Source organism: Pseudomonas palmensis (assembly GCF_017848315.1).
Taxonomy (GTDB): domain Bacteria; phylum Pseudomonadota; class Gammaproteobacteria; order Pseudomonadales; family Pseudomonadaceae; genus Aquipseudomonas; species Aquipseudomonas palmensis.
The window spans coordinates 18,657-45,056 of record NZ_JAFKEC010000017.1 but is presented as its reverse complement, the minus strand read 5'-3'; the positions used below and the strand labels follow the sequence as shown (position 1 = coordinate 45,056).

28 protein-coding genes are annotated in these 26,400 nt (G+C 64.0%); 3 read left to right on the top strand and 25 right to left on the bottom strand.

Annotated elements, in window-relative coordinates; genetic code table 11:
* Nucleotides 1-20: 20 nt before the first annotated feature.
* The 11 genes from JZZ72_RS11925 to JZZ72_RS11875 all read right to left on the bottom strand — a co-directional run bounded on the left by JZZ72_RS11925 (nt 21) and on the right by JZZ72_RS11875 (nt 8,959).
* Nucleotides 21-1,007, bottom strand: a complete 987-nt coding sequence (locus tag JZZ72_RS11925; RefSeq protein ID WP_116055106.1) for a DNA polymerase III subunit delta' — start codon at nt 1,005-1,007, stop codon at nt 21-23.
* Nucleotides 1,000-1,632, bottom strand: coding sequence for a dTMP kinase (gene tmk / locus JZZ72_RS11920; protein WP_054915807.1), 633 nt, complete (start codon nt 1,630-1,632; stop codon nt 1,000-1,002). Before tmk ends, JZZ72_RS11925 begins: the two co-directional genes overlap by 8 nt.
* A gap of 19 nt (nt 1,633-1,651) precedes the next feature.
* A complete protein-coding gene (gene mltG, locus JZZ72_RS11915; RefSeq protein ID WP_054915808.1) occupies nt 1,652-2,803 on the bottom strand; it encodes an endolytic transglycosylase MltG in 1,152 nt (383 codons plus the stop codon).
* Nucleotides 2,804-2,806: 3 nt separating this feature from the next.
* The gene (pabC, locus tag JZZ72_RS11910) at nt 2,807-3,622 is read right to left on the bottom strand and encodes an aminodeoxychorismate lyase (protein WP_058541074.1); all 816 of its coding nucleotides are present in this window, start codon (nt 3,620-3,622) and stop codon (nt 2,807-2,809) included.
* Complete coding sequence (gene fabF, locus JZZ72_RS11905) at nt 3,622-4,866, bottom strand: beta-ketoacyl-ACP synthase II (protein WP_043862876.1); 1,245 nt, start codon at nt 4,864-4,866, stop codon at nt 3,622-3,624. The genes pabC and fabF overlap by 1 nt, the downstream gene beginning before the upstream one ends.
* Before the next feature lie 104 nt (nt 4,867-4,970).
* Entirely contained in the window at nt 4,971-5,207 is a 237-nt protein-coding gene (gene acpP, locus JZZ72_RS11900; RefSeq protein WP_003175607.1) for an acyl carrier protein, read from the bottom strand.
* 195 nt (nt 5,208-5,402) lie between these two features.
* On the bottom strand, nt 5,403-6,143 hold the full coding sequence (fabG, locus tag JZZ72_RS11895) for a 3-oxoacyl-ACP reductase FabG (RefSeq protein WP_043862877.1): 741 nt from the start codon (nt 6,141-6,143) through the stop codon (nt 5,403-5,405).
* A gap of 16 nt (nt 6,144-6,159) precedes the next feature.
* On the bottom strand, nt 6,160-7,098 hold the full coding sequence (fabD, locus tag JZZ72_RS11890) for an ACP S-malonyltransferase (protein ID WP_043862878.1): 939 nt from the start codon (nt 7,096-7,098) through the stop codon (nt 6,160-6,162).
* A gap of 126 nt (nt 7,099-7,224) precedes the next feature.
* The gene (gene plsX, locus JZZ72_RS11885; protein ID WP_078479736.1) at nt 7,225-8,232 is read right to left on the bottom strand and encodes a phosphate acyltransferase PlsX; all 1,008 of its coding nucleotides are present in this window, start codon (nt 8,230-8,232) and stop codon (nt 7,225-7,227) included.
* A gap of 3 nt (nt 8,233-8,235) precedes the next feature.
* Nucleotides 8,236-8,418: a 50S ribosomal protein L32 gene (gene rpmF, locus JZZ72_RS11880; RefSeq protein ID WP_010223221.1), complete on the bottom strand. Its 183-nt coding sequence runs from the start codon at nt 8,416-8,418 to the stop codon at nt 8,236-8,238.
* 13 nt (nt 8,419-8,431) lie between these two features.
* Nucleotides 8,432-8,959, bottom strand: coding sequence for a YceD family protein (locus tag JZZ72_RS11875; RefSeq protein WP_054915811.1), 528 nt, complete (start codon nt 8,957-8,959; stop codon nt 8,432-8,434).
* 95 nt (nt 8,960-9,054) lie between these two features.
* Here JZZ72_RS11875 and JZZ72_RS11870 point away from each other — a divergent pair, with 95 nt between their 5' ends.
* Nucleotides 9,055-9,633 (top strand): Maf family protein, encoded by a 579-nt coding sequence (locus JZZ72_RS11870; protein ID WP_043862881.1) that lies wholly within the window; start codon nt 9,055-9,057, stop codon nt 9,631-9,633.
* Between the two features lie 63 nt (nt 9,634-9,696).
* On the opposite strand, the gene sppA is transcribed toward JZZ72_RS11870, so the two are convergent.
* The 3 genes from sppA to rluC are packed head-to-tail and all read right to left on the bottom strand — an operon-like array spanning nt 9,697 to nt 12,310.
* Nucleotides 9,697-10,680: a signal peptide peptidase SppA gene (gene sppA / locus JZZ72_RS11865; RefSeq protein ID WP_058541100.1), complete on the bottom strand. Its 984-nt coding sequence runs from the start codon at nt 10,678-10,680 to the stop codon at nt 9,697-9,699.
* A gap of 6 nt (nt 10,681-10,686) precedes the next feature.
* Nucleotides 10,687-11,364, bottom strand: a complete 678-nt coding sequence (locus JZZ72_RS11860; RefSeq protein ID WP_210014499.1) for an HAD-IA family hydrolase — start codon at nt 11,362-11,364, stop codon at nt 10,687-10,689.
* Nucleotides 11,354-12,310: a 23S rRNA pseudouridine(955/2504/2580) synthase RluC gene (gene rluC / locus JZZ72_RS11855; RefSeq protein ID WP_043862884.1), complete on the bottom strand. Its 957-nt coding sequence runs from the start codon at nt 12,308-12,310 to the stop codon at nt 11,354-11,356. Before rluC ends, JZZ72_RS11860 begins: the two co-directional genes overlap by 11 nt.
* Before the next feature lie 743 nt (nt 12,311-13,053).
* Between rluC and rne the strand changes: the two genes are divergently transcribed.
* Complete coding sequence (gene rne, locus JZZ72_RS11850) at nt 13,054-16,266, top strand: ribonuclease E (protein ID WP_210014498.1); 3,213 nt, start codon at nt 13,054-13,056, stop codon at nt 16,264-16,266.
* A gap of 127 nt (nt 16,267-16,393) precedes the next feature.
* Here the strand turns inward: rne and murB are convergent, their stop codons facing one another.
* The 8 genes from murB to JZZ72_RS11810 form a co-directional block, all read right to left on the bottom strand.
* A complete protein-coding gene (gene murB / locus JZZ72_RS11845) occupies nt 16,394-17,413 on the bottom strand; it encodes a UDP-N-acetylmuramate dehydrogenase (RefSeq protein ID WP_100634421.1) in 1,020 nt (339 codons plus the stop codon).
* Nucleotides 17,410-17,874, bottom strand: coding sequence for a low molecular weight protein-tyrosine-phosphatase (locus JZZ72_RS11840; RefSeq protein WP_054915815.1), 465 nt, complete (start codon nt 17,872-17,874; stop codon nt 17,410-17,412). Before JZZ72_RS11840 ends, murB begins: the two co-directional genes overlap by 4 nt.
* Nucleotides 17,874-18,638, bottom strand: coding sequence for a 3-deoxy-manno-octulosonate cytidylyltransferase (kdsB, locus tag JZZ72_RS11835; RefSeq protein ID WP_043862888.1), 765 nt, complete (start codon nt 18,636-18,638; stop codon nt 17,874-17,876). Before kdsB ends, JZZ72_RS11840 begins: the two co-directional genes overlap by 1 nt.
* Nucleotides 18,635-18,820, bottom strand: coding sequence for a Trm112 family protein (locus JZZ72_RS11830; protein WP_003247142.1), 186 nt, complete (start codon nt 18,818-18,820; stop codon nt 18,635-18,637). Before JZZ72_RS11830 ends, kdsB begins: the two co-directional genes overlap by 4 nt.
* 37 nt (nt 18,821-18,857) lie before the next feature.
* Nucleotides 18,858-19,868, bottom strand: a complete 1,011-nt coding sequence (gene lpxK / locus JZZ72_RS11825; protein ID WP_210014497.1) for a tetraacyldisaccharide 4'-kinase — start codon at nt 19,866-19,868, stop codon at nt 18,858-18,860.
* A complete protein-coding gene (locus tag JZZ72_RS11820; RefSeq protein WP_210014496.1) occupies nt 19,868-20,299 on the bottom strand; it encodes an ExbD/TolR family protein in 432 nt (143 codons plus the stop codon). Before JZZ72_RS11820 ends, lpxK begins: the two co-directional genes overlap by 1 nt.
* On the bottom strand, nt 20,296-20,931 hold the full coding sequence (locus JZZ72_RS11815; RefSeq protein ID WP_162484877.1) for a MotA/TolQ/ExbB proton channel family protein: 636 nt from the start codon (nt 20,929-20,931) through the stop codon (nt 20,296-20,298). Before JZZ72_RS11815 ends, JZZ72_RS11820 begins: the two co-directional genes overlap by 4 nt.
* 62 nt (nt 20,932-20,993) lie before the next feature.
* Nucleotides 20,994-23,216: a DNA internalization-related competence protein ComEC/Rec2 gene (locus JZZ72_RS11810; RefSeq protein WP_210014495.1), complete on the bottom strand. Its 2,223-nt coding sequence runs from the start codon at nt 23,214-23,216 to the stop codon at nt 20,994-20,996.
* Nucleotides 23,217-23,356: 140 nt separating this feature from the next.
* On the opposite strand from JZZ72_RS11810, the gene JZZ72_RS11805 reads away from it, so the two are divergent.
* Nucleotides 23,357-23,896 carry a DUF2062 domain-containing protein gene (locus JZZ72_RS11805; RefSeq protein WP_043862892.1) on the top strand — a complete coding sequence of 180 codons (540 nt, stop codon included), beginning with the start codon at nt 23,357-23,359 and terminating at the stop codon, nt 23,894-23,896.
* Here the strand turns inward: JZZ72_RS11805 and JZZ72_RS11800 are convergent.
* From JZZ72_RS11800 to JZZ72_RS11790, 3 genes are all read right to left on the bottom strand, one after another.
* Complete coding sequence (locus JZZ72_RS11800; protein ID WP_058541067.1) at nt 23,864-24,643, bottom strand: ABC transporter permease; 780 nt, start codon at nt 24,641-24,643, stop codon at nt 23,864-23,866. The two genes, JZZ72_RS11805 and JZZ72_RS11800, sit on opposite strands and share 33 nt — an antisense overlap.
* Nucleotides 24,640-25,572 carry an ABC transporter ATP-binding protein gene (locus JZZ72_RS11795; RefSeq protein ID WP_043862894.1) on the bottom strand — a complete coding sequence of 311 codons (933 nt, stop codon included), beginning with the start codon at nt 25,570-25,572 and terminating at the stop codon, nt 24,640-24,642. Before JZZ72_RS11795 ends, JZZ72_RS11800 begins: the two co-directional genes overlap by 4 nt.
* A 144-nt stretch (nt 25,573-25,716) precedes the next feature.
* The gene (locus JZZ72_RS11790) at nt 25,717-26,340 is read right to left on the bottom strand and encodes a glutathione S-transferase (protein WP_100634415.1); all 624 of its coding nucleotides are present in this window, start codon (nt 26,338-26,340) and stop codon (nt 25,717-25,719) included.
* Nucleotides 26,341-26,400: the final 60 nt, after the last annotated feature.

Below are 26,400 nucleotides of genomic sequence, written 5' to 3'. Positions count from 1 at the left end.
TGGAGGATCGAAAGGCCAGCTCAACGCTGGCCCGGCAACAGGGCCCAGGAGGCCAGCAACGCTTCGAGCAACAGCACGCGGTTGAGGTTGGCCTTGTTCAGCACCTTCTGGCGCTGCACAAGAATCCAGTCCTGGATATCCAGCACCTTGCCCTGCGGGCTTTTCTGGGCAAGGTACTGCACGACCTTGCGCATGTCGGCCAGCCCCAGGCCCTCTTCGTCCTGGGTCAGCTGATAGCGCAGGATCAGGTTGGACCAGTCGCAGAACCAGTCGAACAGCAACAATAGCGGGATGCTGTTCCAGCCTTCGGCCAACTGGGTCGCGGACTGCTGCTGCTTGAGCAGCTTCTTGACCCCCTCGACCACCTGCGCGCGCTGCTCGCGCACACCCTGGGCCTGCAGGCTGACAGCCAGCAGTGGCGAACCTGCTGCAAGGCTCAGCAGTTCGTGGCGCTCGGCCTCGTCACTGTTGGGTAACGCGGCTGCCAGCCACGCCTCGCTCTGCGCCTGACTTGGCAACGGGCAGGCCTGTTGCTGGCAACGGCTCCTGATGGTCGGCAGCAACCGGCTGGGCTGGTGACTGACCAGCAACAGCACGGTATCGCCCGAAGGCTCTTCGAGGCTCTTGAGCAAGGCGTTGGCAGCGTTGATGTTCATTGCCTCGACCGGCTCGATGAGAATCACCTTGCGTCCACCCATCTGCGCGGTCTGCACCACGAAGCTGACCAGGTCGCGCACCTGGTCGACCTTGATCGGCTTGTCGGCCTCTTCAGGCTCCAGGATGTAGTTGTCCGGGTGACTGCCCGCCTTCAGTAACTGGCACGACTTGCAGTGCCCGCACGCCTCAAGCCCCTCGGGCTGGCGGCACAGCAGAAACGCCATCAGGCGCTCGGCCAGCGCCCGCTTGCCGATGCCTTGCGGGCCGTGCAACAGGTACGCATGGGCATGCTGTGTGCGCCCGGCCAGTTGCTGCCAGAGCGTCGCCTGCCACGGGTAGGCCTCAGCCACGGCAACGCTCCAGGATCTGCGGCAGCAACGCATCCAGGGCGAGTTGAACCCGGGCCAGCGGTTGCGCGGCATCGACCAGGTGATAGCGCGCCGGGTCGGCGGCTGCGCGGGCCAGGTAGGCCTGGCGAACAGCCTGGAAAAACGCCTGGCCTTCCTGCTCGAAGCGATCCAGCCGCCCGCGCGCCGCTGCGCGCGAAAGGCCGACCTCCACCGGTAGGTCGAACACCAGGGTCAGGTCGGGGCGCAGGTCGCCCTGGACGAAGGTTTCAAGGGTGGCAATGCGCTCGACCGACAGCCCGCGGCCACCGCCCTGGTAGGCATAGGTGGCATCGGTGAAACGGTCGCACAGGACGATGGCGCCCCGCGCAAGCGCCGGGCGGATCACCTGGGCCAGGTGCTGGGCGCGCGCGGCGAACACCAGCAACAGCTCGGTGTCGGCATCCATCGTCTCATCGCTGGGGGCCAGCAACAGTTCGCGTATGCGCTCGGCCAGCGGGGTGCCGCCCGGCTCGCGGGTCAGCACCACATCCAGCCCGTGGGCGCGCAGGTGCTCGGCCAGGTACTCGCGATTGGTGCTCTTGCCCGCGCCTTCGGGACCTTCCAGGGTGATAAACAAGCCGCTCACAGGCAGTCCTTAATCAGGGTCATTGCGGGGTAGGTTCGCTGGCCGGGGGAACATCCGGCTGCACCGAGGGCTCGGCAGGCTGCGGTGCAGCCTGGGGCGCCTCGGATGCAGGAACCTCGTTCGGGGTGTCGCCGGCGCTTGGCGCCGGGCTTGAACGGTAGTCGGCACGCCGCTTGATCTGGTACTCGCGCACGGCTGAATTGTGCGCCCCCAGGTCGTCGGAGAACACATGACTGCCATCGCCCCGCGCGACGAAGTACAGGCTGCTGCCCGGCTCCGGGTTCAAGGCCGCGTGAATGGCTTCACGCCCGACCATGGCAATCGGCGTCGGCGGCAGGCCGGCGATCACGTAGGTGTTGTAGGGCGTGGGCTCACGCAGGTCGGCGCGGGTGATCTTGCCGTTGTAGCGTTCGCCCATGCCATAGATCACGGTAGGGTCGGTCTGCAGCAGCATGCCGATCTGCAGGCGACGCACGAAGACGCCGGCGATCTGACCACGCTCCTGTGGCACGCCGGTTTCCTTCTCGACCAGCGAGGCCATGATCAGCGCCTGGTAAGGGTCGCGATAGGGCGCAGCCGGGGAGCGCTCGTTCCACTCCTTGGCCAGCACCTCCTCCAGGCGCGCGTACGCCTGCTGCAGGAACTCGACATCGCTCATGCCGCGCACGAACCGATAGGTGTCAGGGAAGAAGCGCCCCTCGGGGAACACGCCCGGGTGCCCGAGCTTGTCCATGACCTCGCTGTCGCTCAGGCCATCCAGGGTCTGGCGGATCTTTTCATGTCTGGCCAGTGCCGAGCGCACCTGGCGGAAATTCCAGCCCTCGACCAGGGTCAGGCTGTACTGCACCACGTCACCACGCCGCCACGCCTCGAACAGGTCGCGCACGTTCATGCCGGGGGTCATGCGGTACTCGCCGGTATGCAAAGCCACGCTCGGCATGTTGAAGCGCCAGTAAAGGCGCAGCCAGAAGGCGTCGCGGATCACGCCGTCCTGCTGCATGCGGTAGAACATGCGGTTGGGCGTGGTGCCGGTAGGAACATCGAGCAACCGCTCGCCGGTCAGGTGCAGCGGCTGCTCCAGCGCCGAGTGCACCTTCCAGGCCGAGAAGCCCAATAGCAGGCCGGCCAGGATCAACCCGGTCTCCAGCAGCACCAACAATTTACGTCTCACGAATCAGGCATCCAGTAGCGTACGGGCAATGGCCTGCAGTTTACGGGTGAGCGGCCCCGGCGACCAGTTCAGCGATGCAAATGCACGCACCGGCCATACGCCATACACGCTGTTGCACAGCAACACTTCGTCGGCCTGCTCGAGATCGGCCAGCGCCAGGTCGACCACACGGGCCGTGATACCGTGGCGCGGCGCCTCGTCCAGCAAGGCAGCGCGCATTACCCCGGCCACGCCGCAACGCGCCAGGTCGGCGGTGTACAGCACGCCATCGCGCACCACGAACAGGTTGCTGTAGACACCTTCGATCACGCGCCCGGATACATCACGCATCAAACCTTCAGCGTACTCGGCGCCCTGCCACTCGGCCCGTGCCAGTACCTGCTCCAGGCGATTGAGGTGCTTGAGCCCGGCAAGCAAGGGTTGCTCGGCCAGGCGGGTCTGGCAGGCAAACAGCCTTACCCCCTGCTCGGCGTTCTGCGGCGGGTAGCTGGCGGCGGGGCTGGCCTGAAGAATGCGACGCGGCGGTGCACCGGCAGCCGGGGCATAGCCGCGCTGACTGTCGCCACGGGTGAGAATGAGCTTGAGCACGCCATCACCCAGCAAGCCGGCATAACGGCATACCTCGTCGCGGATGAGTGGGTGATCGGCGTCGATCGCCAGGCGCTGGCAACCCAGCGCCAGGCGGTCGAGGTGATACGTCAGCAGCGAGGGCTGCCCGGCCCGCACGGCGATGGTCTCGAACAGACCATCGCCATAGGCCAGCCCGCGGCTGCCCAACGTCAGGGCGTCAGCCGGCAGGCCATCGACCCAGCTGTGCATCACTCGGCGAACCGGCGGAACACCAGCGAGCCATTGGTACCGCCAAAACCGAAGGAGTTCGACAGCACGACCTCGATCGGCATGTTGCGCGGCTGGTGCGGCACGAAGTCCAGGTCGCAGCCTTCATCCGGCTCATCGAGGTTGATGGTCGGCGGCGCCACTTGCCCATTGATGGACAGCACGCTGAAAATCGCCTCTACCGCGCCGGCAGCCCCCAGCAGGTGACCGGTCATCGACTTGGTCGAGCTCACGGCCAGCTTGTAGGCGTGCTCGCCGAACACCGACTTGATCGCTGCCACTTCGGCCAGGTCGCCGGCAGGCGTCGAGGTACCGTGGGCGTTGATGTAGCCGACTTCGCTGGGGTTCACGCCCGCATCGCGCAAGGCGTTGGCCATGCAGCGGGCCGCACCGGCACCGTTGTCGGGTGGCGAAGTCATGTGGTAGGCGTCGCCGCTCATGCCAAAACCAACCAGTTCGGCATAGATGGTCGCACCCCGCGCCTTGGCGTGCTCGAGCTCTTCGAGCACCAGCGCACCGGCACCGTCGGACAGCACGAAACCGTCACGGCCCTTGTCCCACGGCCGGCTGGCACGGGTTGGCTCGTCGTTGCGCGTCGACAGCGCACGCGAAGCGCCAAAACCGCCCATACCCAGGCCACAGGCCGCCATCTCTGCGCCACCGGCGATCATCACGTCGGCTTCGCCGTAGGCGATATTGCGCGCCGCCATGCCGATGCAGTGCGTGCCCGTGGTGCAGGCAGTGGCAATGGCGTAGTTGGGCCCCTGTACACCCAGGTGGATCGACAGGAAACCGGAAATCATGTTGATGATCGAGCCTGGCACGAAGAACGGCGAAATGCGCCGCGGGCCTTGCTCGTGCAAGGTCCGGCTGGTTTCTTCGATATTGGTCAGGCCGCCGATGCCCGAACCCATGGCCACGCCGATACGCTCACGGTTGGCATCGGTGACTTCCAGCCCGGCATTGCGCACCGCCTGGAACCCGGCCGCCAGGCCGTATTGAATGAACAGATCGAGCTTGCGGGCTTCCTTGACCGACAGGTACTGCTCGACTTCAAAGCCCTTTACCGAGCCGCCAAAACGGGTGGAGTAGGCAGACAGGTCAGTATGCTCGATCAGACCTATGCCACTGCGGCCAGCCAGAATGCCTTGCCAACTGCTTGGCACATCCGTGCCCAGTGGCGACAGCATACCCATACCGGTGACCACGACGCGTCTACGCGACACAGCACTCTCCTTATTCTATGGTCTACATCTCATGCAAAGAAAAAACCGCACGCCAGTAACGGCAGTGCGGTTTTTCCATGACAAGAAGCGACGACTACAAAGTCTTAAGCCTGGTGGCTGGTGACGTAGTCGATGGCTGCTTGAACAGTAGTGATCTTCTCGGCTTCTTCGTCAGGGATTTCGGTCTCGAATTCCTCTTCCAGAGCCATCACCAGCTCAACGGTGTCAAGGGAATCGGCACCCAGATCTTCTACGAAGGAAGCGGTGTTGACCACTTCTTCTTCTTTAACGCCCAGTTGCTCGGCGACGATTTTCTTGACGCGTTCTTCGATGGTGCTCATACCTAGTTTTCACTCCTAATGGATATATGTCAGGCAGCTGGCCGGTGTGTAAGTTTATAGAAAGACGCCCGCTTTTCAAGCGTAATGCATCCCTCGAACTTCACACCCACCTGCCGCCTAGAATTTGGTTGCAGCTTTATAACGGATTTTAGACAGCTCGTATGACATTTTTTTGAAGCAATCCGTCACATTTAACTACATGTACATCCCGCCGTTGACCGGGACAGTCGCACCGGTCACGTAAGCTGCGCCGTCAGAGGCCAGGAACGCAACCACTTTCGCGATTTCGTCGACCTGGCCCAGACGACCCAGCGGAATCTGGTTTTGCAGCGCTTCACGCTGCGCCTCTGGCAGTTCGCGGGTCATGTCGGTATCGATGAAACCCGGCGCTACCGAGTTCACGGTGATCGCACGGGAGCCGACTTCACGCGCCAGGGCGCGGCTGAAGCCTTCCAGGCCGGCCTTGGCGGCGGCGTAGTTGACCTGGCCGACGTTACCCATGGCCCCAACGACCGAACCGATGCTGATGATACGACCCCAGCGCGCCTTGGTCATGCCGCGCAGCACGCCCTTGGACAGACGGTAGAGGCTGTTGAGGTTGGTATCGATGACGTCGAACCACTCGTCGTCTTTCATGCGCAGCATCAGGTTGTCGCGGGTGATGCCGGCGTTGTTGACCAGGATGGTCGGCGCACCGAACTGCACCTGGATAGAAGCGAGGGTGGCGGTGACCGACTCGTCGCTGGTCACGTTCAGCTCCAGCCCGGTACCGGCGATGCCGTGCTCCTTGAGGGTCGCGGCAATACGCTCGGCGCCGGAGGCGGACGTGGCGGTACCGATGACGGTGGCGCCCAGACGCCCCAGTTCCAGGGCGATCGCCTGGCCAATGCCACGGCTGGCGCCGGTGACCAGTGCAACTTTACCTTGCAGGCTCATGCAAGTTTCTCCTAAATCAGGCCAGCGCCGCACGGGTGGCGGCGAAAGCATCCGGGGTATTGAGGTTGAAGGTGTTCACGCCGTCGGCGCAGCGCTTGTTCAAGCCGGCCAGCACCTTGCCGGGGCCGCACTCGACCAGTTGCACCGCGCCATTGGCAGCCAGGGTCTGCACGCATTCGACCCAGCGTACCGGCTTGTACAGCTGCTCCAGCAGGTCGCTTTTGAGGGTTTCGAGATCGCCAGCCACGCCCGCACTGACGTTCTGCACCAGCGGGATCTGCGGGGCCTGCCAGTCGATGGCATTCACCGATTCGGCAAACCGCTCGGCGGCCGGGCGCATCAGCTCGCAGTGCGACGGCACGCTGACCGGCAGCGGCAGCGCGCGTTTGGCGCCGGCGGCCTTGCAGGCTTCCATGGCGCGCTCTACAGCAGCCTTGGCACCGGCAATGACAACCTGGCCCGGGGAGTTGAAGTTGACCGCACTGACCACCTCACCCTGCGCGGCCTGAGCACACAGGTCCACGACCACGGCGTCATCCAGGCCCAGAATCGCAGCCATGGCGCCCTGCCCGGCCGGCACGGCCTCCTGCATGAGCTCGCCGCGACGCTTGACCAGCTTGACCGCGTCACCCAGGCTCAGGCTGCCGGCAGCCACCAGCGCACTGTATTCACCCAGGCTGTGCCCGGAAACGAATGCAGGGCGCGCGCCACCTTCGGCCAGCCACAGGCGCCACAGGGCGATCGAGGCGGTCAGGATGGCCGGCTGGGTTTTGTCCGTCTGGTTGAGTTGTTCTTCCGGGCCCTGCTGGGTCAGTGCCCACAGGTCGTAACCGAGAGCCTCGGAGGCCTCACGGAAGGTATCGATGACCAGCGGGTACTGGGCGCCCAGCTCGGCAAGCATGCCGAGCGACTGCGAACCTTGGCCAGGAAAGACGAATGCGAGGGATGCAGACATTGAACAAGCCCCTAATGATCTTGTCGTCGAAAATAGCGCCCAGCCGGGGCTGAGCGCGAGAAAACTGACAATTGGATGGTAACGAGAACCAAGCGGTCACATTTATGCACGTCGTTGTGCCGATGCCTAAGGCAGCAGATCCTCCAGACGGCCGTGCAAGCGCTGCGGCAGGTTCTCCTGGATCTCGATCAGCGCCCGCTGTATCGCGCTCTGGAAACCCTGCACACCCGCCGAGCCATGACTCTTGATGACGATGCCCTGCAGGCCGAGAAAACTCGCGCCATTGTGGCGCGCCGGCGCAAGGTCGGCCTTCAGGCGACTGAGCAGCGGCATCGCCAGGGCCCCCACTGCCCGCGCCATCAGGCCACGCTTGAACAGCGCCTCGATGCGCCCACCGATCATGGTGGCCAAGCCTTCGCTGGACTTGAGCAGGATATTGCCGACAAAGCCGTCGCACACCACCACATCCGCTTCGCCACGGTACAGGCCATCGCCCTCGACAAAGCCGATGTAGTTGAGGCCGCGGGCATTTTGCAGCAGCGTCGCAGCCAGCTTGACCTGCTGGTTGCCCTTGATGTCTTCGGTACCGATGTTGAGCAGCGCCACGCGCGGCCGGGAAATGCCCAGCGCTTGCGCCGCCACCGAGCCCATCACGGCGAACTGGAACAGGTGCTCGGCGCTGCAGTCGACGTTGGCCCCCAGGTCAAGCAGCTGGCAATAGCCAGTCTGGGTCGGTATGGCCGCCACCATCGCAGGCCGATCGATGCCGGGCAGGGTCTTGAGCACATAGCGCGACAACGCCATCAGCGCGCCGGTGTTGCCGGCGCTCACGCAGGCCTGCACCTTGCCATCACGCAATAGTTCGAGGGCCACGCGCATCGACGAGTCGGGCTTGCCACGCAGCGCCTGGGACGGCCGCTCGTCCATGCCGATCACTTCGCTGGCCGGCACAATATGCAGGCGCGCGCGATCCGCTGCCGACTGGCCAGCGATCAGATCTTCAAGGAGGGAGGGTTGACCGACGAGGGTCAGGTGCAGCGAGGGAGTAGCCGACAGGCAAGCAATGCTGGCCTGAACAATGCTGCGGGGACCGAAGTCCCCGCCCATTGCGTCAATCGCGATCTGAGCGGACAAGGATTACTCGTCAGCGCCCTTGTCGATCACTTTGCGACCACGGTATACGCCTTCTGGCGATACGTGGTGACGCAGGTGCACTTCACCAGTGGTTTTCTCTACGGACAGAGCGTTTTCCGAGAGAGCGTCGTGCGAACGGCGCATGTCACGGGCAGAGCGGGATTTTTTGTTCTGCTGAACAGCCATAATTGATTAACTCCTAAACGTTTGGGTCACGCTTTAACTGCGCCAATACACTGAACGGGTTGGACCGCGTTACCTCGTCCTTGCTCGGTTCGGGCTCATCGGCGCCCGCCGGCTGCTGGCATTCTTCCGGATGATGAGCAGGCACGATGGGCAAGGCGAGCAGAAGCTCTTCCTCGACCAATGCTTGCAGATCCAAAGGATCTTCGCCCAGTTCCAGCACGTCATAACCTTTCGGTAACGACTGGGTATTCGCACCCTCTTTCACCACAGCATATGTAGATTCGCTGTGGATCGGCAGGGTGACCAGCTCAAGACAACGCTGGCAAACCATCTTGACCTCGACGGTCAGAGCACTGTGGATAACCACGGTTTTCTGTTCGTCTCGCTCAAAATCGAATTTAGCCTGCACCGTACCGACATCGTCGGAAAGCGGGTCGCAGAGTCTCTCCAAATCGGCGAGTAGCAGCGTTCCTTCGAGAGAAACACCACGATCGGCCAATTTGCGCGGGTCAACGTGAGGTGGAATCGGGTCATTCAACATAGGCGCAGCATTCTAGGGATGCCCCCCGCCCCTGTCAAAGGAAATTCGGCCCCGTTCAACATGTTAGAATCGGCGCACCTGCTCAGGAGTTCATCATGCTGCCCTTGTTACTGGCTTCCAGCTCACCCTACCGGCGCGAATTGCTGGCGCGACTGCAACTGCCCTTTGCCTGGGCAGCGCCCGATATCGACGAACAGCGCATCGGCGAAGAGCCCGCCCCAGAGCTGGTCAAGCGCCTGGCCAGGCACAAGGCCGAGGCATTGGCTGCCAGCCATCCGGGGCATCTTATCATCGGCTCCGACCAGGTTGCCGTGCTGGGCGAACAGATTCTGGGCAAGCCACACACCTTCGAAAAGGCCTGCGAGCAATTGCTGGCTGCGAGCGGCAATCACGTCACCTTCCTGACCGGCGTGGCGCTGCTCAATACCCAGAGCGGCCATTGCGAGGTCGATTGCGTTCCATTTACCGTGCACATGCGCGAACTGGACCTGCCACGCATCGAACGCTACCTGCACGCCGAGCAACCCTATGACTGCGCCGGCAGCTTCAAGTGCGAAGGGCTGGGGGTGAGCCTGTTCCAAAGCACCCACGGCTGCGATGCCACCAGCCTGGTGGGACTGCCGCTGATCCGACTGGTCGACATGCTGCTCAAGGAAGGGGTGAGCATACCGTGAGGGCAAGCCAATACCAGCAATAAAAAACCGGCCATCTGGCCGGTTTTTCATTAATCAGCACACTCAGCGCAGTGCCGGCCCCTGAAAGCCCATCCACATGGCAAGGTGCTCGGCGACGCTGGCACCCAGGCGCTTGGAGAAGCGATCAAACGGCGACTCTTCGACGGTGAAATCAACCAGGGTCTTCTCCCCCACCACCTCACGCGCCACATAATCGGCATTGCCCAGGGCGTCCACCAGCCCCAGCTGCACGGCCTGCTCACCCGACCAGATCAGCCCGCTGAACAGCTCGGGATGCTCCTTGTCCTTGAGCCGCTCGCCGCGCCCCTGCTTCACACTGGCAATGAACTGCTTGTGGGTGGTGTCCAGCACACCCTGCCAGAAGGCCGTTTCGTCCGGTTTCTGCGGCTGGAATGGATCAAGGAAGGCCTTGTGCTCACCCGCCGTATAGGTACGACGCTCGACACCCAGCTTCTCCATGGTGCCGACAAAGCCGTAGCCAGCTGCCGTCACACCAATCGAGCCCACCAGGCTGGCCTTGTCGGCATAGATCTGGTCAGCCGCACTGGCGATATAGTAGGCACCTGACGCACCCAGGTCGCTGATGACCGCGTACACCTTGACCGACGGCTTGGCGGCCTGCAGACGACGAATCTCGTCATAGATGTAGCCAGACTGCACCGGGCTGCCGCCCGGGCTGTTGATACGCAGCACCACCGCCTTGGTCTTGGCGTCGTCGAAGGCCGCACGCAGGCTGGCTATCACGTTGTCGGCGCTGGCCGGCTCCTTGTCCGCAATGATCCCGCGCACCTCGATCAACGCCGTATGGCTCGCGCCACGGGCGGCGGTCTTGTCGATATCCATCAACGGCGAAAACAGGGCCAGGATGCCGAACAGGTACACGAACGTCAGCAGCTTGAAAAAAATGCCCCAGCGCCGGGCCCGACGCTGCTCCTGCACGCCCGCCAGCAAGGTCTTCTCGAGCAGCTTCCAGCTGGTGCGCTCTTCGTTCTTTTCGGCGTCAGGCGCCTTCCACTCGTCAGTCATGCTCACCTACCCTGGAAATTCGATTGCAGCGGTTCGGCCTAGCCACGCCTGCAATTGTGAAAAGTGCTGTATGGACAACTGCGGCTCGTAAACGCTCAATGCCTCGAGCGACAACGCACCATGCCCCACCGCCACCGAATGCATGCCGGCATTGCGCGCCATCAGCAGGTCGAATGACGAATCGCCCACCATCAACGCACGGCTCGCCGGCACCTGGCAATGGGCCAGGATCTCCTCGAGCATGCGCGGGTGCGGCTTGCCCATGGTTTCGTCGGCAGCCCGGGTAACGTCGAAGAACGCTTCCCAGCCATTGGCCACCAGCACCCGGTCCAGGCCGCGACGCGCCTTGCCGGTAGCGACTGCCAGGCGATAGCCATCGGCCCTGAACGACTCGAGGGCCTCGACCACGCCGGGGTACAGCGGCGACGGCTGGGTATCCAGGGCCATATAGATGTCGGCGTAATGCTGACGAAACGCCATGACTTCAGGCTGATCCAGATGCGGGTACAGCGTGCTGATCGCCTCGGGCAGCGCCAGGCCGATGATTCCCTTGACCGCCTCGTCCGAGCACAGCGCATAGCCGGCACGCTCGGCCGAGCGATGCATCGCTTCGACGATGCGCCCGATCGAATCGGCGAGCGTGCCGTCCCAATCGAAGATCAGCAGGTCGTAATCACGGCGCACTCAAACGCTCCACGGTCTTGGCCCACATGTCGTCCACCGGCGCCTCCAGCTTCAGCTCGCCGCCATCGGGCAACGGCACGGTCAGCGCATAGGCATGCAGGAACAGGCGCTTGCCGCCCAGCTCGCGGATCTCGCGAGTGAAATCCTCGTCGCCATACTTGCTGTCGCCGGCGATGCAATGCCCGGCATGCAGGGTATGCACGCGAATCTGGTGGGTACGGCCAGTAATCGGGCGTGCCTCGACCATGGTCGCGAAATCGCCGAAACGGCGCAGCACGCGAAACAGGGTGAGCGCCTCCTTGCCTTCGTCGTTGATTTCCACCATCCGCTCGCCGGAACGCAGGTTGCTCTTGAGCAGCGGCGCATTGACCTGCTTCTTGGCCGTGGCCCAGTGACCACGCACCAGCGCCATGTAGCGTTTGTCGACGCCGTCACCGCGCAACGCGGCATGCAGATGGCGCAACATGCTGCGCTTCTTGGCGATCATCAGCAGACCGGAGGTATCGCGATCGAGCCGATGCACCAACTCCAGCTCCTTGGTATCCGGGCGCAACTGACGAAAGGCTTCGATCACACCGTAGTTCAGCCCGCTGCCGCCGTGCACGGCGATGCCAGCAGGCTTGTTGAGCACGATCAGGGCCTTGTCTTCGTACACGATGGCCGCTTCGAGTCGCTGAAGCAGGCCCTGTGCCAGCGGCACCGGCTCGTCACGCTCAGGCAGACGAACGGGCGGCACGCGCACGATATCGCCGGCCTGCAATTTGTACTCTGGCTTGATCCGTCCCTTGTTCACCCGCACTTCGCCTTTGCGCAAAATGCGATAAATCAAGGTCTTGGGAACGCCCTTGAGTGCAGTGATCAGGAAGTTGTCGATCCGTTGGCCGGCAAGTTCCGGCGCGACCTCGATCAGCTGGACGCCGGAGGTCGGAGGGGTAGTAGTCGTCATTTGCGAATCATAACAATTTTTTATGGATTTGAAGCACTTAATGATTGCTGCTATAGTCGCGAACGCCGCCAAAAGCGGCTGGCCAGCGGACCAATGGCTTTGAGCCGGCCCTGACCTACGCAATTCTCGAGGACGCGAGGCCGTCCGACGGGGCTTTCGCCAGTTTACAGAAGTGCCTGGAATCGCTACCAGCGCCGATGAGAGAAGACCGATAAAAAACAACAAGAGCGGTGTTTGACCCTCCTGCACGTTTTTTTCGATGCCCACTCCTTCAGTGCAGTCGCTTTCACGCAGTCACGGCGAATGCTTCGGAAATACCAGCCTTAGCCATAGAAAGCGCGGGCTCCCGTATGGAGCTGGCGATAACTGCAACCCGTTGCGGATTCAGCGCGCGGCAGCACCCGAATTATCAGGGATACGTGTAGGGTGGAGATGCACAACCGTCGGACCGTGTAGCACTGCGTCCAGTCCACAGGCCCTCTGGCCCGCGACCGGACCCGGTCTTGATCAAGATGCCCCAGGGTGTCCACGGCCGAAGGCTGATTCCTCCTCCTGACTGAGTGCATTTGACACCACAGCTAGCAGGACGCGTCGTCGCGACTTCGGCAGCACTGGGCGACCAGTCCGACCGCAAGCCGCTGGACACGGGATGGTCCGCCAACCCTGACGCACCCTGACACCGACCGTGAGAAGTCGTGTGTGCCGAACGCCGTTTCCGGCAGCCCGGAAACCGACGGTACTACATGAAAAGAATGCTGATTAACGCGACTCAACCCGAAGAGTTGCGTGTTGCTCTGGTAGACGGCCAGCGCCTCTACGATCTGGACATCGAGTCCGGTGCACGCGAGCAGAAAAAAGCCAACATCTACAAGGGCAAGATCACCCGCATCGAGCCCAGCCTTGAAGCCGCCTTCGTCGATTTCGGCTCCGAGCGCCACGGCTTTCTGCCCCTCAAGGAAATCTCCCGCGAATACTTCAAGAAGTCGCCCGAAGGCCGGGTGAACATCAAGGAAGTGCTGAGCGAAGGCCAGGAAGTCATCGTCCAGGTCGAGAAGGAAGAGCGCGGCAACAAGGGCGCCGCCCTGACCACCTTCATCAGCCTGGCCGGTCGTTACCTGGTCCTGATGCCTAACAACCCGCGTGCCGGCGGCATCTCCCGTCGCATCGAAGGCGAAGAGCGCAACGAACTGCGCGAAGCGCTCAACGGCCTGGTTGCCCCTGCCGACATGGGCCTGATCGTTCGCACTGCCGGCCTGGGCCGCAGCAGCGAAGAGATGCAGTGGGACCTGGACTACCTGCTGCAACTGTGGACCGCCATCAAGGAAGCGTCCCTCGACCGCGCAGCGCCGTTCCTGATCTACCAGGAAAGCAACGTCATCATCCGCGCCATCCGCGACTACCTGCGCCAGGACATCGGCGAAGTGCTGATCGACAGCGTCGACGCCCAGGAAGAAGCCCTGACCTTCATCCGCCAGGTGATGCCGCAGTACGCCAGCAAGATCAAGCTGTACGAAGACAGCGTGCCGCTGTTCAACCGCTTCCAGATCGAAAGCCAGATCGAGACCGCCTTCCAGCGCGTCGTCGACCTGCCATCGGGCGGCTCGATCGTGATCGACCCGACCGAAGCCCTGGTGTCCATCGACATCAACTCGGCGCGCGCCACCAAAGGCAGCGACATCGAGGAAACCGCCCTGCAGACCAACCTGGAAGCGGCCGAGGAAATCGCCCGCCAACTGCGTCTGCGTGACATCGGTGGCCTTATCGTCATCGACTTCATCGACATGACCCCGGCCAAGAACCAGCGCGCCGTCGAAGAAAAGGTGCGCGAGTGCCTGGAAGCCGACCGTGCCCGCGTACAGGTCGGCCGCATTTCGCGCTTCGGCCTGCTGGAAATGTCCCGCCAGCGCCTGCGCCCTTCCCTGGGCGAAAGCAGCGGCATCGTCTGCCCGCGCTGCAGCGGCACCGGCATCATCCGTGACGTCGAGTCGCTGTCGCTGGCAATCCTGCGCCTGATCGAGGAAGAAGCCCTGAAGGATCGCACTGCCGAGGTGCGTGCCCAGGTACCGATCCCGGTCGCCGCGTTCCTGCTCAACGAAAAACGCAACTCGATCACCAAGATCGAACTGCGCACCCGGGCGCGTATCGTCATTCTGCCGAACGACCACCTGGAAACCCCGCATTTCGAAGTGCAGCGCCTGCGCGACGACAGCCCGGAAGCCCTGAACAACCAGTCCAGCTACGAAATCGCTGCGACCGAAACCGAAGAAGTGCAACCGGCTGCCGCCACCCGCACCCTGGTTCGCCAGGAAGCCGCGGTCAAGACTGCACCGGCCCGCGCCAATGCTCCGGTACCGGCTCCGGAAGCCCCTGCTGCCCCAGCCGCCCCGGTACACGCCCTGCCAGAGCCAAGCCTGTTCAAGGGCCTGGTCAAGTCGCTGGTCAGCCTGTTCGCCGGCAAGGAAGAACCTGTGGCCGCCGCACCGGTGGTAACCGAGAAGCCTGCCACCGAGCGTCCTCAGCGCAACGAGGAGCGTCGCAACGGTCGCCAGCAGAGCCGCAACCGCAACGGTCGTCGCGATGAAGAGCGCAAGCCACGCGAAGAGCGTGCCGAGCGCGCGCCACGTGAGCCGCGTGAAGAACGCCAGCCTCGCGAAGCCCGTGAAGAGACCTCGACCCGCGAGGAACGCGCACCACGCGCCCCGCGTGAAGAACGTCAGCCGCGTGCCCCACGCGAAGACCGTCGCCCACGCGAAGATCGCCCGGTACGCGAACTGCGTGAGCCTCTGGATGCCACCCCGGCCCCGGCCGTCCGCGAAGAACGTCCTGAGCGCGCCCCGCGCGAAGAGCGTCAGCCACGTGAAGAGCGTGCACCGCGTGAAGAGCGCGCACCACGTGAAGAACGTGCCCCTCGCGAGGAGCGCGCACCGCGTCCGCCACGCGAAGAGCGTCAGCCACGCCCGGCCGAGCCGGTCGAGGATGCGGCCGAAGAGCAACTGCCAAACGAAGAGCTGCTGCAGGATGACAACCAGGAAGGCGCCGAAGGCGATCGTCCACGTCGTCGCTCGCGCGGTCAGCGTCGTCGCAGCAACCGTCGTGAGCGTCAGCGTGATGCCAACGGCAATGTGGTCGAAGGCAGCGAAGACGGCACCGAAGAAGGCGCCGAACAAGCTGGCGAACAACCTGCTGCTGCGGAAAAACGCAGCGAAGGCAATGCGCAGCCTTCGGGCGTGGAACTTGCTGCCGGCCTGGCCGTGACTGCCGCCGTTGCCACCAGCAACATCAGTGCCGACGCCGAGGCCCAGGCCAACGCTCAGGCCGAGCGTGCAACTGCCGCTGTCGATGACACCCCAGCCGTCGTGGCCGAAACGCCTTTCGAGGCCGGCACCGTCGAGCCAGTGGTTGTCGAAACCAGCACCGAGTCGAACGAAACCGTTCAACAGCCCGCTGCCGAAGAACCTGTTGCTGAACAAGCGGCCATCGCCCCTGTGATCGAACAACCGTTCGAAGCACCGGTGCAGGCAGTCGAGTCGAGCATCGAGCCTGTCGTCGAAGTTGCTCCGCAACCAGTCGAGGCCCAGATCGAGACCGAGGCCAAGGTAGAGGCCCTGGTGGAAGCACCGGCTCAAGCCCCTGAGCAGGCGCCAGCTGTCGAAGCGCCCGTCGAGGCACCTGTAGCTGCCGAGCCGGTCATCGCCCTGCCGAGCGAGCCTGAAGCGCCGGCTGCAGTCGAAGCCGAGCCAGTTATTGCCGCTGAGCCAGCACCGGTCGCCGAGGCACAGGCACCGATCGCCGAGCCTGCCGAGGTTGAGGCACCGGTCGTCACGCTGGCCAACGGCCGTGCACCGAACGACCCGCGTGAAGTGCGTCGCCGCAAGCGCGAAGCTGAAGCCGCAGCGGCCGCCGCTGCTGCCGAGCAGTCGCAGGAAGCTGCAGAAGAGCATAAACCGCTCGTCTGACGGCCATTAAAAAGCCCCGCTAGTGCAAACTGGCGGGGCTTTTTATTGCCTGCTGCCTGGTGGTGGATGTGTCACCGACAACGCCGAACCCGCAGGAATCGGCCTTGCCAGCGAACAAGTCGCCCAGTCAATACAAGTTGGGTTCCATCTCCAGCGCGACGCCGAAGCGCGCCAGCACATCAGCCTGAATCCGCTGCGCCAGCGCATGCAACTGCTTGCCACTGGCCTGCCCGTAGTTCACCAGCACCAGCGACTGCAAACGGTGCACCCCGGCATCGCCCTCGCGAAACCCCTTCCAGCCCGCCTGCTCGATCAACCACCCCGCCGCCAGCTTCACCTGACCATCGGCCTGTGGATAACCTACCGCATCCGGATACGCCTCGCGCACGCGCTGCGCCAGTTCGGCGCTCACCACCGGGTTCTTGAAGAAGCTTCCGGCATTGCCCAGCTCGGCCGGGTCTGGCAGTTTCTCGCGACGAATGCTGCAGATGGCATCGCTGACATTCTGTGCGGTCGGCTGACCGATGCCCTGCTCACTCAGCCGCTGGCGTACCGGGCCATAGTCCAGGTGCAGGTGCTCGGCGCGATTGAGCACGAAGCGAACCCGCAGGATCAGCCAGCGCCCGGGATTACGCTTGAACACACTGTCACGGTAGGCAAAATCACACTGTTCCAGCGCGAACTCGTGCAACTGGCCGGTTTCCCGATCCAGTGCCGTAAGACCGGCAAACACGTCCTTGATCTCCACGCCATAGGCGCCGATGTTCTGCATCGGCGCCGCCCCGACGGTACCGGGGATCAGGCTGAGGTTTTCCAGCCCCGACAGTCCCTGGGCCAGGGTCCACTGTACGAAGGGATGCCAGGGCTCACCCGCCTCTGCCTCGACCACCACGCGCTGGCCATCATCCGACAGTATCCGCACACCGACACTGGCCATGCGCAGCACCAGCGCGTGGATATCGGCAGTCAGCAGCAGGTTGCTGCCGCCACCGATCACCAGCACCGGCAGGTGCTGTTCGGCTGCGTGCGCCAGCAGCTGGCGCACTTCGTCATCGTTGTGTGCCTGGGCGAAATACTGCGCCTTCACCTCGATTCCGAAGGTGTTGTAAGGTTTGAGTGAAACCTGCGATTGCACCTGCACGCTCATAGCCGGCCCTTCAGCTCGACCACCAGCTTGCTACAAGCCAGCTCAATGAGATCAAGCACCTGTTCGAAGCCCTCTTCGCCGCCGTAGTACGGGTCGGGCACTTCATCCAGCTCACCCTCGTAGCGGCGCAGGAACAGGTCCAGTTCGGCGGTACCGGCAGACGGTTGCAGCGCCTTGAGGTGGCCGAGATTGCTGGTGTCCATTGCCAGGATCAGGTCGTACCGGCTGAAGTCCTGCGCGCTCACCTGCTGTGCACGCTGTGCGGACAGGTCGTAGCCGCGCGCCAGCGCAGCGCGGCGGGTTCGGCTGTCGGGCGGCTTGCCCACATGCCAGTCTCCCGTACCCGCCGAGGCCACTTCGACCTGATCCTCGAGGCCTGCCAGCTTCAACTGATGGCGCAACACGCCCTCGGCCGTCGGCGAGCGGCAGATGTTGCCCAGGCATACGAACAGGACGCGCATCAGGCCTCCAGCAAGCGCCGAACGCGCTCCAGGTCTTCAGGTGTGTCGACGCCCACAGGCGGCGCCTGCAAGGCATCGGCCACGTGGATGCGCACGCCGTTCCACAGCGCACGCAACTGCTCCAGCGACTCGGTCTGCTCCAGGCCGCACGGGCCCCAGGCGACGAAGTCCTGCAACAGGCCTGCGCGATAGGCGTACATGCCGATATGCCGGCGATAAGGCACACCCGCCGGCAATTGCTCGCGGCTCTGGGCAAACGCATCACGCGCCCACGGCAAGGGCGCACGGCTGAAGGTCAGGGCCAGGCCGTTGCGGTCGGTGCTCACCTTGACCGCATTGGGGTTGAACAGCACTTCGACGTCTTCGATCGGCTCGGCCAGCGTGGCAATGCCCGCTTCAGGATGCGCGGCCAGGTTGGCCGCCACCTGGTCGATGATCGCCGGTGGAATCAACGGCTCGTCACCCTGCACATTGACCACGATCGCATCTGCCGACAGGCCCAGCTGGGTGGCGACTTCGGCCAGGCGGTCGGTGCCCGACTGGTGGTCCTCACGGGTCAGCAGCACCTCGGCGCCAAACCCCTGGCATGCAGCGACGATGCTCGGGTCATCGGTGGCAATCACCACGCGGGTGGCGCTGCTTCTGCGCGCCTGCTCCCAGACGTGCTGCACCATCGGCTTGCCGGCAATCGACAGCAATGGCTTGCCCGGCAGACGGGTGGAGCGCAGGCGTGCTGGAATCACAACGGTGAAATCCAGGCTCATTTGTCCAGGCGCTCGTCATCGGTCAGGGTTCGGGCTTCGCTCTCGAGCATCACCGGGATACCGTCACGAATCGGGTACGCCAGGCCGGCCCCCTTGCTGATCAGCTCGGTCTTGTCGGCGCTGAGCTTGAGCGGGCCTTTGGTGATCGGGCAAGCAAGGATGTCGAGCAATTTGGTGTCCATGGATATTCCTCAGGCCTGTGGCCGGAAAAAGAAAATGTCAGGGCTGGCGAGGCCCGGGCAGCAGACGCGACAGCTGCGCGTCGAGCCAGGCCACGAAGGCCGGCGAAGGCAGTGCGTCGACCGCAAGATACCACCAGTCATCGGCGGCGAAAGCACGGCATTTCACCGCATCCTTCTCAGTCATGACCAGCGGCAATGACGGGGTGAAGCTCAGGGCCTGGGCGTTGTACACCGCATGGTCGGCAAACGCATGCGGCACAGGCTGCCAGCCCAGCCCCTGCAGGGTGTTGAAAAATCGCTGAGGGTTGCCGATGCCGGCCACCGCGTGCAATGCCTGGCCCGGCGCAAAATGCTCAAGGCCTCGTCGCTCGCCGCTGCGCAGGTTGACCAGTGCCGTAGGGGCCAGGGTGAAGGCAAAGCCATCATCACGGTCGCTGAGGGCGCCGTTGTAGAGCACGGCGTCCACTTCATCCAGGCGCTCCACCGGCTCACGCAGCGGCCCGGCAGGCAGGCAGCGGCGATTGCCGAGGCCGCGGGCCGCGTCGATCAGCACCAGCTCGAGATCACGCGCCAGGCGGTAGTGCTGCATGCCGTCGTCGCACAGGATCAGGTCCAGCGGCTCGGCGTCGAGCAAGGCCCGCACGGCCTGGCTGCGATCGGGGTCGATCATCAGCGGCACGCCGGTGCGCTGCACGATCAGCAAGGGTTCGTCACCGGCCTGTTCGGCCGGTTGATCGGCACGCACGCGCCACGGCAGTTGCGGCGCAGTGGCCCCATAGCCTCGGCTGACCACCCCCACGCGCAGGCCGCGCTGGCGACAGTGCTCGATCAGAAACAGGATAAGCGGGGTCTTGCCGGTGCCACCCACGGTGATGTTGCCCACCACCAGCACCGGCACCGGTGCGCGATAGATGTCGCCCTGCCCGGCCAGAAAACGCTCGCGCTTGCCCCGCACCACCCGACGGTACAGGGCCTCGAGCGGGCGCAACATTACCAATGCCGGGTGGCCGGCATACCAGGCATGCAACAGACGATCGGCAAGCGCCATCAAGGTGTCCCCTGGGCGGCCTCGACCGTGGTCATCCGCAACTGGCTGAAGCCGAGCTTGCCAGCGGCATCCATGGCGGTGACCACGGCCTGGTGCGGAGTCTTGCCGTCAGCGCTGATCGACAGCGGCATCTTGGTGTCGCCCTGTGATTCCTTCTGCAGGGCCTCGATCAGGGTGCCCAGGTCGCTCTTGGGCAACAGGTGGTTGTTGACCGAGTACACGCCTTCGGCGCTGATGGTGATTTCCAGCTGCTTGGCCTCGGCGTCGGGCGCCGGAGCGCCGCTGACCGCCTCGGGCAGTTCGACACGCAACTGGGTTTCACGGGTGAAGGTGGTGGTCACCACGAAAAACAGCAGCAGGATGAACACCACGTCGATCAGCGAAGCGAGGTTGATGTCCACGGTCTCCCGTGGCTTGCGCCGGAATTTCACGCCTTGCCCTCGCTCAGGTCGACATCACGGTCCCCCTGGACCACTTCCACCAGCTTGATGGCCTCCTGCTCCATGCCCACCACCAGCTCATCGATGCGCCGTTGCAGGAAACGATGGAAGAATACTGCCGGGATACCCACCATCAGGCCGGCTGCGGTGGTGATCAACGCCTTGGAGATCCCCCCCGCCAATACCGAGGCATTGGTGGTCATGCCGGACCCGGTGAAGGCACTGAAGATATCGATCATGCCCAGCACGGTGCCCAGCAGGCCCAGCAGCGGCGCCATGGCGGCGATGGTGCCCAGTGCGTTGATGTAGCGCTCCAGCTCGTGGATGACACGGGCGGCGGCTTCCTCGATGCACTCCTTCATGATTTCGCGACCATGGCGGGAGTTGGCCAGGCCTGCGGCCAGGATCTCGCCCAGCGGCGAGTCGGCGCGCAGGGTCTTGAGCTTCTCGCTGGTGAGCTGTTTGTCCTTGATCCAGCGCCACACCTGGCCGAGCAGGTGCGGCGGGGTGACACGACTGGCGCGCAGGGTCCACAGGCGTTCGGCGACGATAGCCATGGCAGCGATGGAACTCAGAATGATCGGCAGCATCATCCAGCCACCGGACTTGACCAATTCCCACACAGTAGCGACCCCCTCGAAAAAGTCCGCCACTTTACCATAGGGGGCCACGGGGCCGAACAGCGTCATGTCGGCTCCCGCCAGAAGCGCCGCTGGCTGCGTTGCCCGACCGCCTGGCCAAAGCTGCCCAGCACCAGGCGCACCGCCCCGTGCAGTGCGCTGTCGTGCACGGTGATACCCAGCGCCTGGTAACGCGCCATCACCTGTGCGTGCGGATGCCCGAATGCATTGTGGCGCCCTCGCGAAATCAGCACGCCCCGGGGCCGGGTTCGTTCGAGAAAGGCCTGGCTCGACGAGGTGCGGCTGCCATGATGGGGCGCCTGCAACCAGTCGACCGGGCCGGCTGTCGACTCGCGCAGCCAGGCGCGCTCGGCCTGGGCATCGATGTCACCGGTAAGCAGCAGGGTTTCCCCGCCGGCATCCACGTGCAACACACAGGAGCGCTGATTGCTGTCGCCGGCCTGCTGCCAGCGCCACAGGCTGAAGAGCACGCCATCCCACTGCCATTGCTCGCCACTGGCGCAGGCCTGGGCCTGCAGTTGCCCGGGCAGCTCATCCGGGTCGCCGCCCACCACACGCACCAGCGGCACGCTGCGCTGCACCGCCAGGGCGCCGCCGGCATGGTCGGCATGGGCATGGCTGATCAGCGCCAGGTCCAGCTCGCGCACCCCCAGCTTGCGCAGAGTCGGCACGACCACCCGCTCACCCAGGTCGCTGCCACGGGTGGCCGGGCCTGCGTCATACAGCATCGCATGGTGACGGGTACGCAGCACCAACGCCTGGCCCTGGCCGACATCCAGCTGCCACACCTCCAGTTGCCCATGGGCGATCTCGTTGCGAGGCGCACAGCCGGCCAGCAGCAGCAAGGGCCAGCCCAGCACCCGCATCGGCAGCCCGCCCGGCAACAGCAGCAGTACCGCGCCACCGCCCACCATCAACCATGCCCATATCGGCAAGGCGACCGGTGTCCAGGCCGGTTGCCAATGTGCCACCTGTGCCAGTGTCCAGAACAAGGCTGCCAGCGATCCTCCAGCCAGCCACAACAGGGCCTCCCCCAGCAACGGGAGCCCCTGCAGCAGTGTGCCGGCCAGCGCCAGGGGCAACACCGCGATACTGACCCAGGGCACCGCAACCAGATTGGCCAGCGGTGCCGAGAGACTGATCGGCAGCCCCAGCGCCAGCAGCACCGGCAACAGGCCGATCGCGATCAGCCATTGGGCCCGGCACCATGCCAGCCAGGGGTTCCAGGCCCCCAGCCGGCCGCCGAACACATACACCAGCACCGCCACCGCTGCGAACGACAGCCAGAACCCCGGCTGCAGGCTGGCCAATGGCTCCACCAGCAATACACCGTTGAGGGCAAGCAGCAAGGGAATCCAGGCCCCAAGGTGGCGAAAACGCAAGCGCCACAACAGCACCACCGCCAGCATGATGCATGCGCGTCGTACCGGTACCTGAAAGCCCGCCATCAAGCCGTACGCCAGGGCCGCCGCAAACGCCAGGCCGCACGCCCAGGGTAGCCAGGGCAGCCCCCTGGGCCATGCCCCCACACGTGCCAACCCGGCCACCAGGCCGTACACCAGACCGGCCAGCAAGCCGATGTGCTGACCGGAAATCACCAGCAGGTGCACCGTGCCGGTTGCCTGGAGCACCTGCCAGTCCTCCTGTGCCAGCGCCCCGCCGTCACCCAGCACCAGCGCCGCCAGCGCACCTTCGCGCCCATGGGCCTGAGCCACGAGCAGGCGTTGGCGCACCGAATCACGCCACGCATGGCTGGCCGGGGCCAGTCGTTCACCTGCCCTTACACGGCCGGTGGCACCGATTCGCCGGGCCAGCATGGCGGCTTCCTGGTCAGGCCCATGGGGGTTGAGCAGGCCGGAGGGGCGCTGCAGCTGTACCGCCAGGCGCCAACGCTCGCCACTGTTGACCGGCGGCCCGCCAAACCAGCTCAGGCTCAGCCGCTGCGGCAACTGGGCGCGGCGTGAGGAGGCTTCGGCCAGCTCGAAACGCACCGAATGTGGGCCCTGCTGCGCCAGGCCCACTACCCGACCTTCCAGCCACAGGGTGCGCCCCTCCAGCTCGGGCCGGAGTCGATCGTCCAGCGCCCATTGCGCCGAGCAACAGGCCCAGGCAAAACCAAGCAAGAACAGACCGGGCACTGCCCATCGACACACCAGGCATAACATTCCCGTCATGCCGATGCCCCAGAGCCAGCCGACCGACGGCAAGGCAGGTAGCACGTTGAGCGCCAACAGCCCCAAGGCCAGCGCCAACATCCTTGTGCGCATGGGTAAAGCTCCTGAGCAGATCTCACCCCAGAGGCTTAGATCACCCAGGCCCGCACCTTGCTTATTAATTGTCACAAAGTCTGAATTGGCGCTGTTTACAATCCGTGCATACTGGCCACTTCAGAACGCCGAGAGCCCACATGCCGCGTCGACTTTTCAAACGCTACATGCCAGATCCGACGAGCATTCGGGAACATAAATCCTTACGCTTTCTCGGCCGGCTGCTGCACGACCCCAACCTCTGGCACCTGAATCGCCATTCGGTGGCACGGGCCATGGCCGTAGGCCTTTTCGCAGCCTTCATCCCTATCCCGATGCAGATGCTGCTGGCCGCCAGCCTGGCGGTTCTGGTGCGCGGCAACATGCCCATCGCCGTCAGCCTGGTGTGGCTGACCAACCCCATCACCATGCCGCCGGTGTTCTACTGCACCTACCAGGTGGGGGCATGGCTGATGCAGATACCGCCACGCACGCTGCCCGAGGAACTCACCTTCGAATGGATCACCGACCAGTTGTCGACGCTGTGGCAGCCCTTTCTGCTGGGCTCGGTGGTGTGCGGCGTGCTGCTGGGGGCGCTGGCCTACTGCCTGACCATGCTCTACTGGCGCTGGTGGGTGGGCAGGCAGTGGCGCAGGCGCAAGCAGAAATCAGCTGCGCATTCCTCGCCCGCTGACCAGTAGGCGCACGCAGCCGATGTACAGCACCGCGGTGGCCACCAGCATGAAGGTGATGGCCACGCCGATGCGGATGTCCGAGACGCCCAGGATGCCGTAGCGGAACGAGTTGACCATGTGCAGCACCGGGTTGGCCAGCGACACGGTCTGCCAGAATGGCGGCAGCAGGGTGATGGAGTAGAACACCCCACCCAGGTACGTCAGCGGCGTGAGCACGAAGGTCGGGATGATCGAGATGTCATCGAAGTTGCGCGCAAACACTGCGTTGATGAAGCCCAGCAGCGAGAAGATCGTCGCGGTCAGCACCACCACCAGCACCGTCACGCCCAGGTGATGCACCTGCAGATGGGTGAAGAACAGCGACAGCAGGGTCACGATCACTCCCACCGCCAACCCGCGCAGCACGCCGCCCAGGGTGTAGCCGATGAGGATGGTGTGCGGCGACACCGGCGACACCATCAGCTCCTCGATCGAACGCTGAAACTTGCTGCCGAAGAAACTCGACACCACGTTGCCGTAGGAGTTGGTGATCACCGACATCATGATCAGGCCCGGCACGATGTACTCCATATAGGTGAAGCCACCCATGTCGCCGATCTGCCGGCCGATGAGGTTCCCGAAGATCACGAAGTACAGCACCATGGTGATCGCCGGGGGCAGCAGGGTCTGCGGCCAGATCCGCGTGAACCGCCGCACTTCTCGATAGACGATGGTATTGAGGGCAACCAGGTTGGCGCGCAGTTCCGAACTCATACCGCCACCTTCGCCAGGTTTTTTTCCACCAGGGACACGAACAGCTCCTCGAGACGATTGGTCTTGTTGCGCAGGCTCAGCACCTCGATGTTCTGCAGGGCCAACTGGCCGAACAGCGCGGTGATGCCCACGTCCTTGTCCACCTGCACTTCCAGGGTGTGCGGGGTGATCAGCCGGCACGGGTAGCCGGCCAGTTGCGGCGCCTGGGCCAGGTCATGCTTGAGGTCGAGCAGGAAGGTCTCCACATGCAACGTGCCCAGCAACTGACGCATGCTGGTGTTCTGCACGATGGTGCCGTGGTCGATGATGCCGATGTTGCGGCACAGCTGCTCGGCCTCTTCCAGGTAGTGGGTGGTCAGGATGATGGTGATGCCCTTCTGGTTGAGCTCGGTCAGAAAGCTCCACATCGAACGGCGCAGCTCGATGTCGACGCCAGCGGTAGGCTCGTCGAGGATCAGCAGGCGCGGTTCGTGGATCAGCGCGCGGGCAATCATCAGGCGGCGCTTCATGCCGCCGGACAGCGAGCGCGATGGCACGTCACGCTTGTCCCACAGGCCCAGCTGGGTCAGGTACTGCTCGGCGCGCTCCCTGGCCACCTTCATCGGGATGCCGTAGTAACCCGCCTGGGTCACGACGATATCGAAGGTCTTTTCGAACTGATTGAAGTTGAACTCCTGGGGCACCACGCCGATGCAGCGCTTGAGCGCGGCTGGCTCTCGGTCCAGGTCATGGCCGAACACATTCACCGTGCCGCTGGTCTTGTTGACCAAGGTCGAGAGAATGCCGATGGTGGTGGATTTGCCGGCGCCATTGGGGCCGAGCAAGGCGAAGAAATCACCTTCGGCGACATCCAGGTCGATGCCCTTGAGGGCCTGGAAGCCATTGCCGTAGGTCTTGGTTAGCTGCCGAATGGACAGAGCAGAACTCATAGCAGGTCTACACACCAGGTTGAAGGGTTCACAAGGCAGGCGGTCAGACAGGGCCGACCGCGACGAATGTGGCCATGGTGCTTGCCCAGGCCACGCAAGTACAGTGAAGTGTATCGATATTGACTATCAGGGTAATCGACAGGTTCAGGTCAGCGCGGTCATTACCGCCGCCTGGTAGGCCGGCCGTTGCCTGAGGCGCTCGTACCACGCACGCAGGTGCTTCATTTCCGGACGCTCGATGGGCATCTCGAACCAGGCATACACGAAGCAGCCCAGCGGGATGTCGCCCATGCCGATCGCTTCCCCCGACAGGTAGGGTTGCGTGGCCAGGGCCTGATCGGCGATCGACAGCAGTTCGGCGCATTGCTTGTGCGCGGCGTTGATCTGCACCCAGTCCTGCTGGTCAGACGGGGTACGCAGGATGCCCCAGAACAACGGGCGAAATGGCGTAGCCAGCGATGACGTGGTCCAGTCCATCCACTTGTCTGCGCTGGCCCGGGCCGCCGGGTCGGCGGGGTACCAGTCAGTGTTTGGGGCATACCGGCCACACAGGTAGCGCACGATGGTATTGGATTCCCACAGCACCAGCTCGCCATCCTCGATCATCGGCACCCGGCCGTTGGGGTTGAGGGCACGGTAGTGCGGCTCGTCGACCACGCCGAACTCGCCACCGGCATCGATCGACTGGTAGTCCAGGCCCAGCTCCTGGGCGCACCACAGCGCCTTCCTGACGTTTGACGAGTTCTTGCGTCCCCAGATCTTCAGCATGACGACTCCTGACATAGGCGGTGGGCACTCAGTCTACCCGAGCTGGCGAGGCTGACAATC

Excerpts from the sequence above, each read along its gene's own strand:
- pabC (WP_058541074.1), bottom strand. The coding sequence starts at position 3,622 with ATGCACAGCTGGGTCGATGGCCTGCCGGCTGACGCCCTGACGTTGGGC.
- acpP (WP_003175607.1), bottom strand. The coding sequence starts at position 5,207 with ATGAGCACCATCGAAGAACGCGTCAAGAAAATCGTCGCCGAGCAACTG.
- fabG (WP_043862877.1), bottom strand. The coding sequence starts at position 6,143 with ATGAGCCTGCAAGGTAAAGTTGCACTGGTCACCGGCGCCAGCCGTGGC.
- fabD (WP_043862878.1), bottom strand. The coding sequence starts at position 7,098 with ATGTCTGCATCCCTCGCATTCGTCTTTCCTGGCCAAGGTTCGCAGTCG.
- rpmF (WP_010223221.1), bottom strand. The coding sequence starts at position 8,418 with ATGGCTGTTCAGCAGAACAAAAAATCCCGCTCTGCCCGTGACATGCGC.
- JZZ72_RS11875 (WP_054915811.1), bottom strand. The coding sequence starts at position 8,959 with ATGTTGAATGACCCGATTCCACCTCACGTTGACCCGCGCAAATTGGCC.
- JZZ72_RS11870 (WP_043862881.1), top strand. The coding sequence starts at position 9,055 with ATGCTGCCCTTGTTACTGGCTTCCAGCTCACCCTACCGGCGCGAATTG.
- sppA (WP_058541100.1), bottom strand. The coding sequence starts at position 10,680 with ATGACTGACGAGTGGAAGGCGCCTGACGCCGAAAAGAACGAAGAGCGC.
- rluC (WP_043862884.1), bottom strand. The coding sequence starts at position 12,310 with ATGACGACTACTACCCCTCCGACCTCCGGCGTCCAGCTGATCGAGGTC.
- rne (WP_210014498.1), top strand. The coding sequence starts at position 13,054 with ATGAAAAGAATGCTGATTAACGCGACTCAACCCGAAGAGTTGCGTGTT.
- murB (WP_100634421.1), bottom strand. The coding sequence starts at position 17,413 with ATGAGCGTGCAGGTGCAATCGCAGGTTTCACTCAAACCTTACAACACC.
- JZZ72_RS11840 (WP_054915815.1), bottom strand. The coding sequence starts at position 17,874 with ATGCGCGTCCTGTTCGTATGCCTGGGCAACATCTGCCGCTCGCCGACG.
- kdsB (WP_043862888.1), bottom strand. The coding sequence starts at position 18,638 with ATGAGCCTGGATTTCACCGTTGTGATTCCAGCACGCCTGCGCTCCACC.
- JZZ72_RS11830 (WP_003247142.1), bottom strand. The coding sequence starts at position 18,820 with ATGGACACCAAATTGCTCGACATCCTTGCTTGCCCGATCACCAAAGGC.
- lpxK (WP_210014497.1), bottom strand. The coding sequence starts at position 19,868 with ATGGCGCTTGCCGATCGTCTGTTGCATGCCTGGTATGCCGGCCACCCG.
- JZZ72_RS11810 (WP_210014495.1), bottom strand. The coding sequence starts at position 23,216 with ATGCGCACAAGGATGTTGGCGCTGGCCTTGGGGCTGTTGGCGCTCAAC.
- JZZ72_RS11805 (WP_043862892.1), top strand. The coding sequence starts at position 23,357 with ATGCCGCGTCGACTTTTCAAACGCTACATGCCAGATCCGACGAGCATT.
- JZZ72_RS11800 (WP_058541067.1), bottom strand. The coding sequence starts at position 24,643 with ATGAGTTCGGAACTGCGCGCCAACCTGGTTGCCCTCAATACCATCGTC.
- JZZ72_RS11795 (WP_043862894.1), bottom strand. The coding sequence starts at position 25,572 with ATGAGTTCTGCTCTGTCCATTCGGCAGCTAACCAAGACCTACGGCAAT.
- JZZ72_RS11790 (WP_100634415.1), bottom strand. The coding sequence starts at position 26,340 with ATGCTGAAGATCTGGGGACGCAAGAACTCGTCAAACGTCAGGAAGGCG.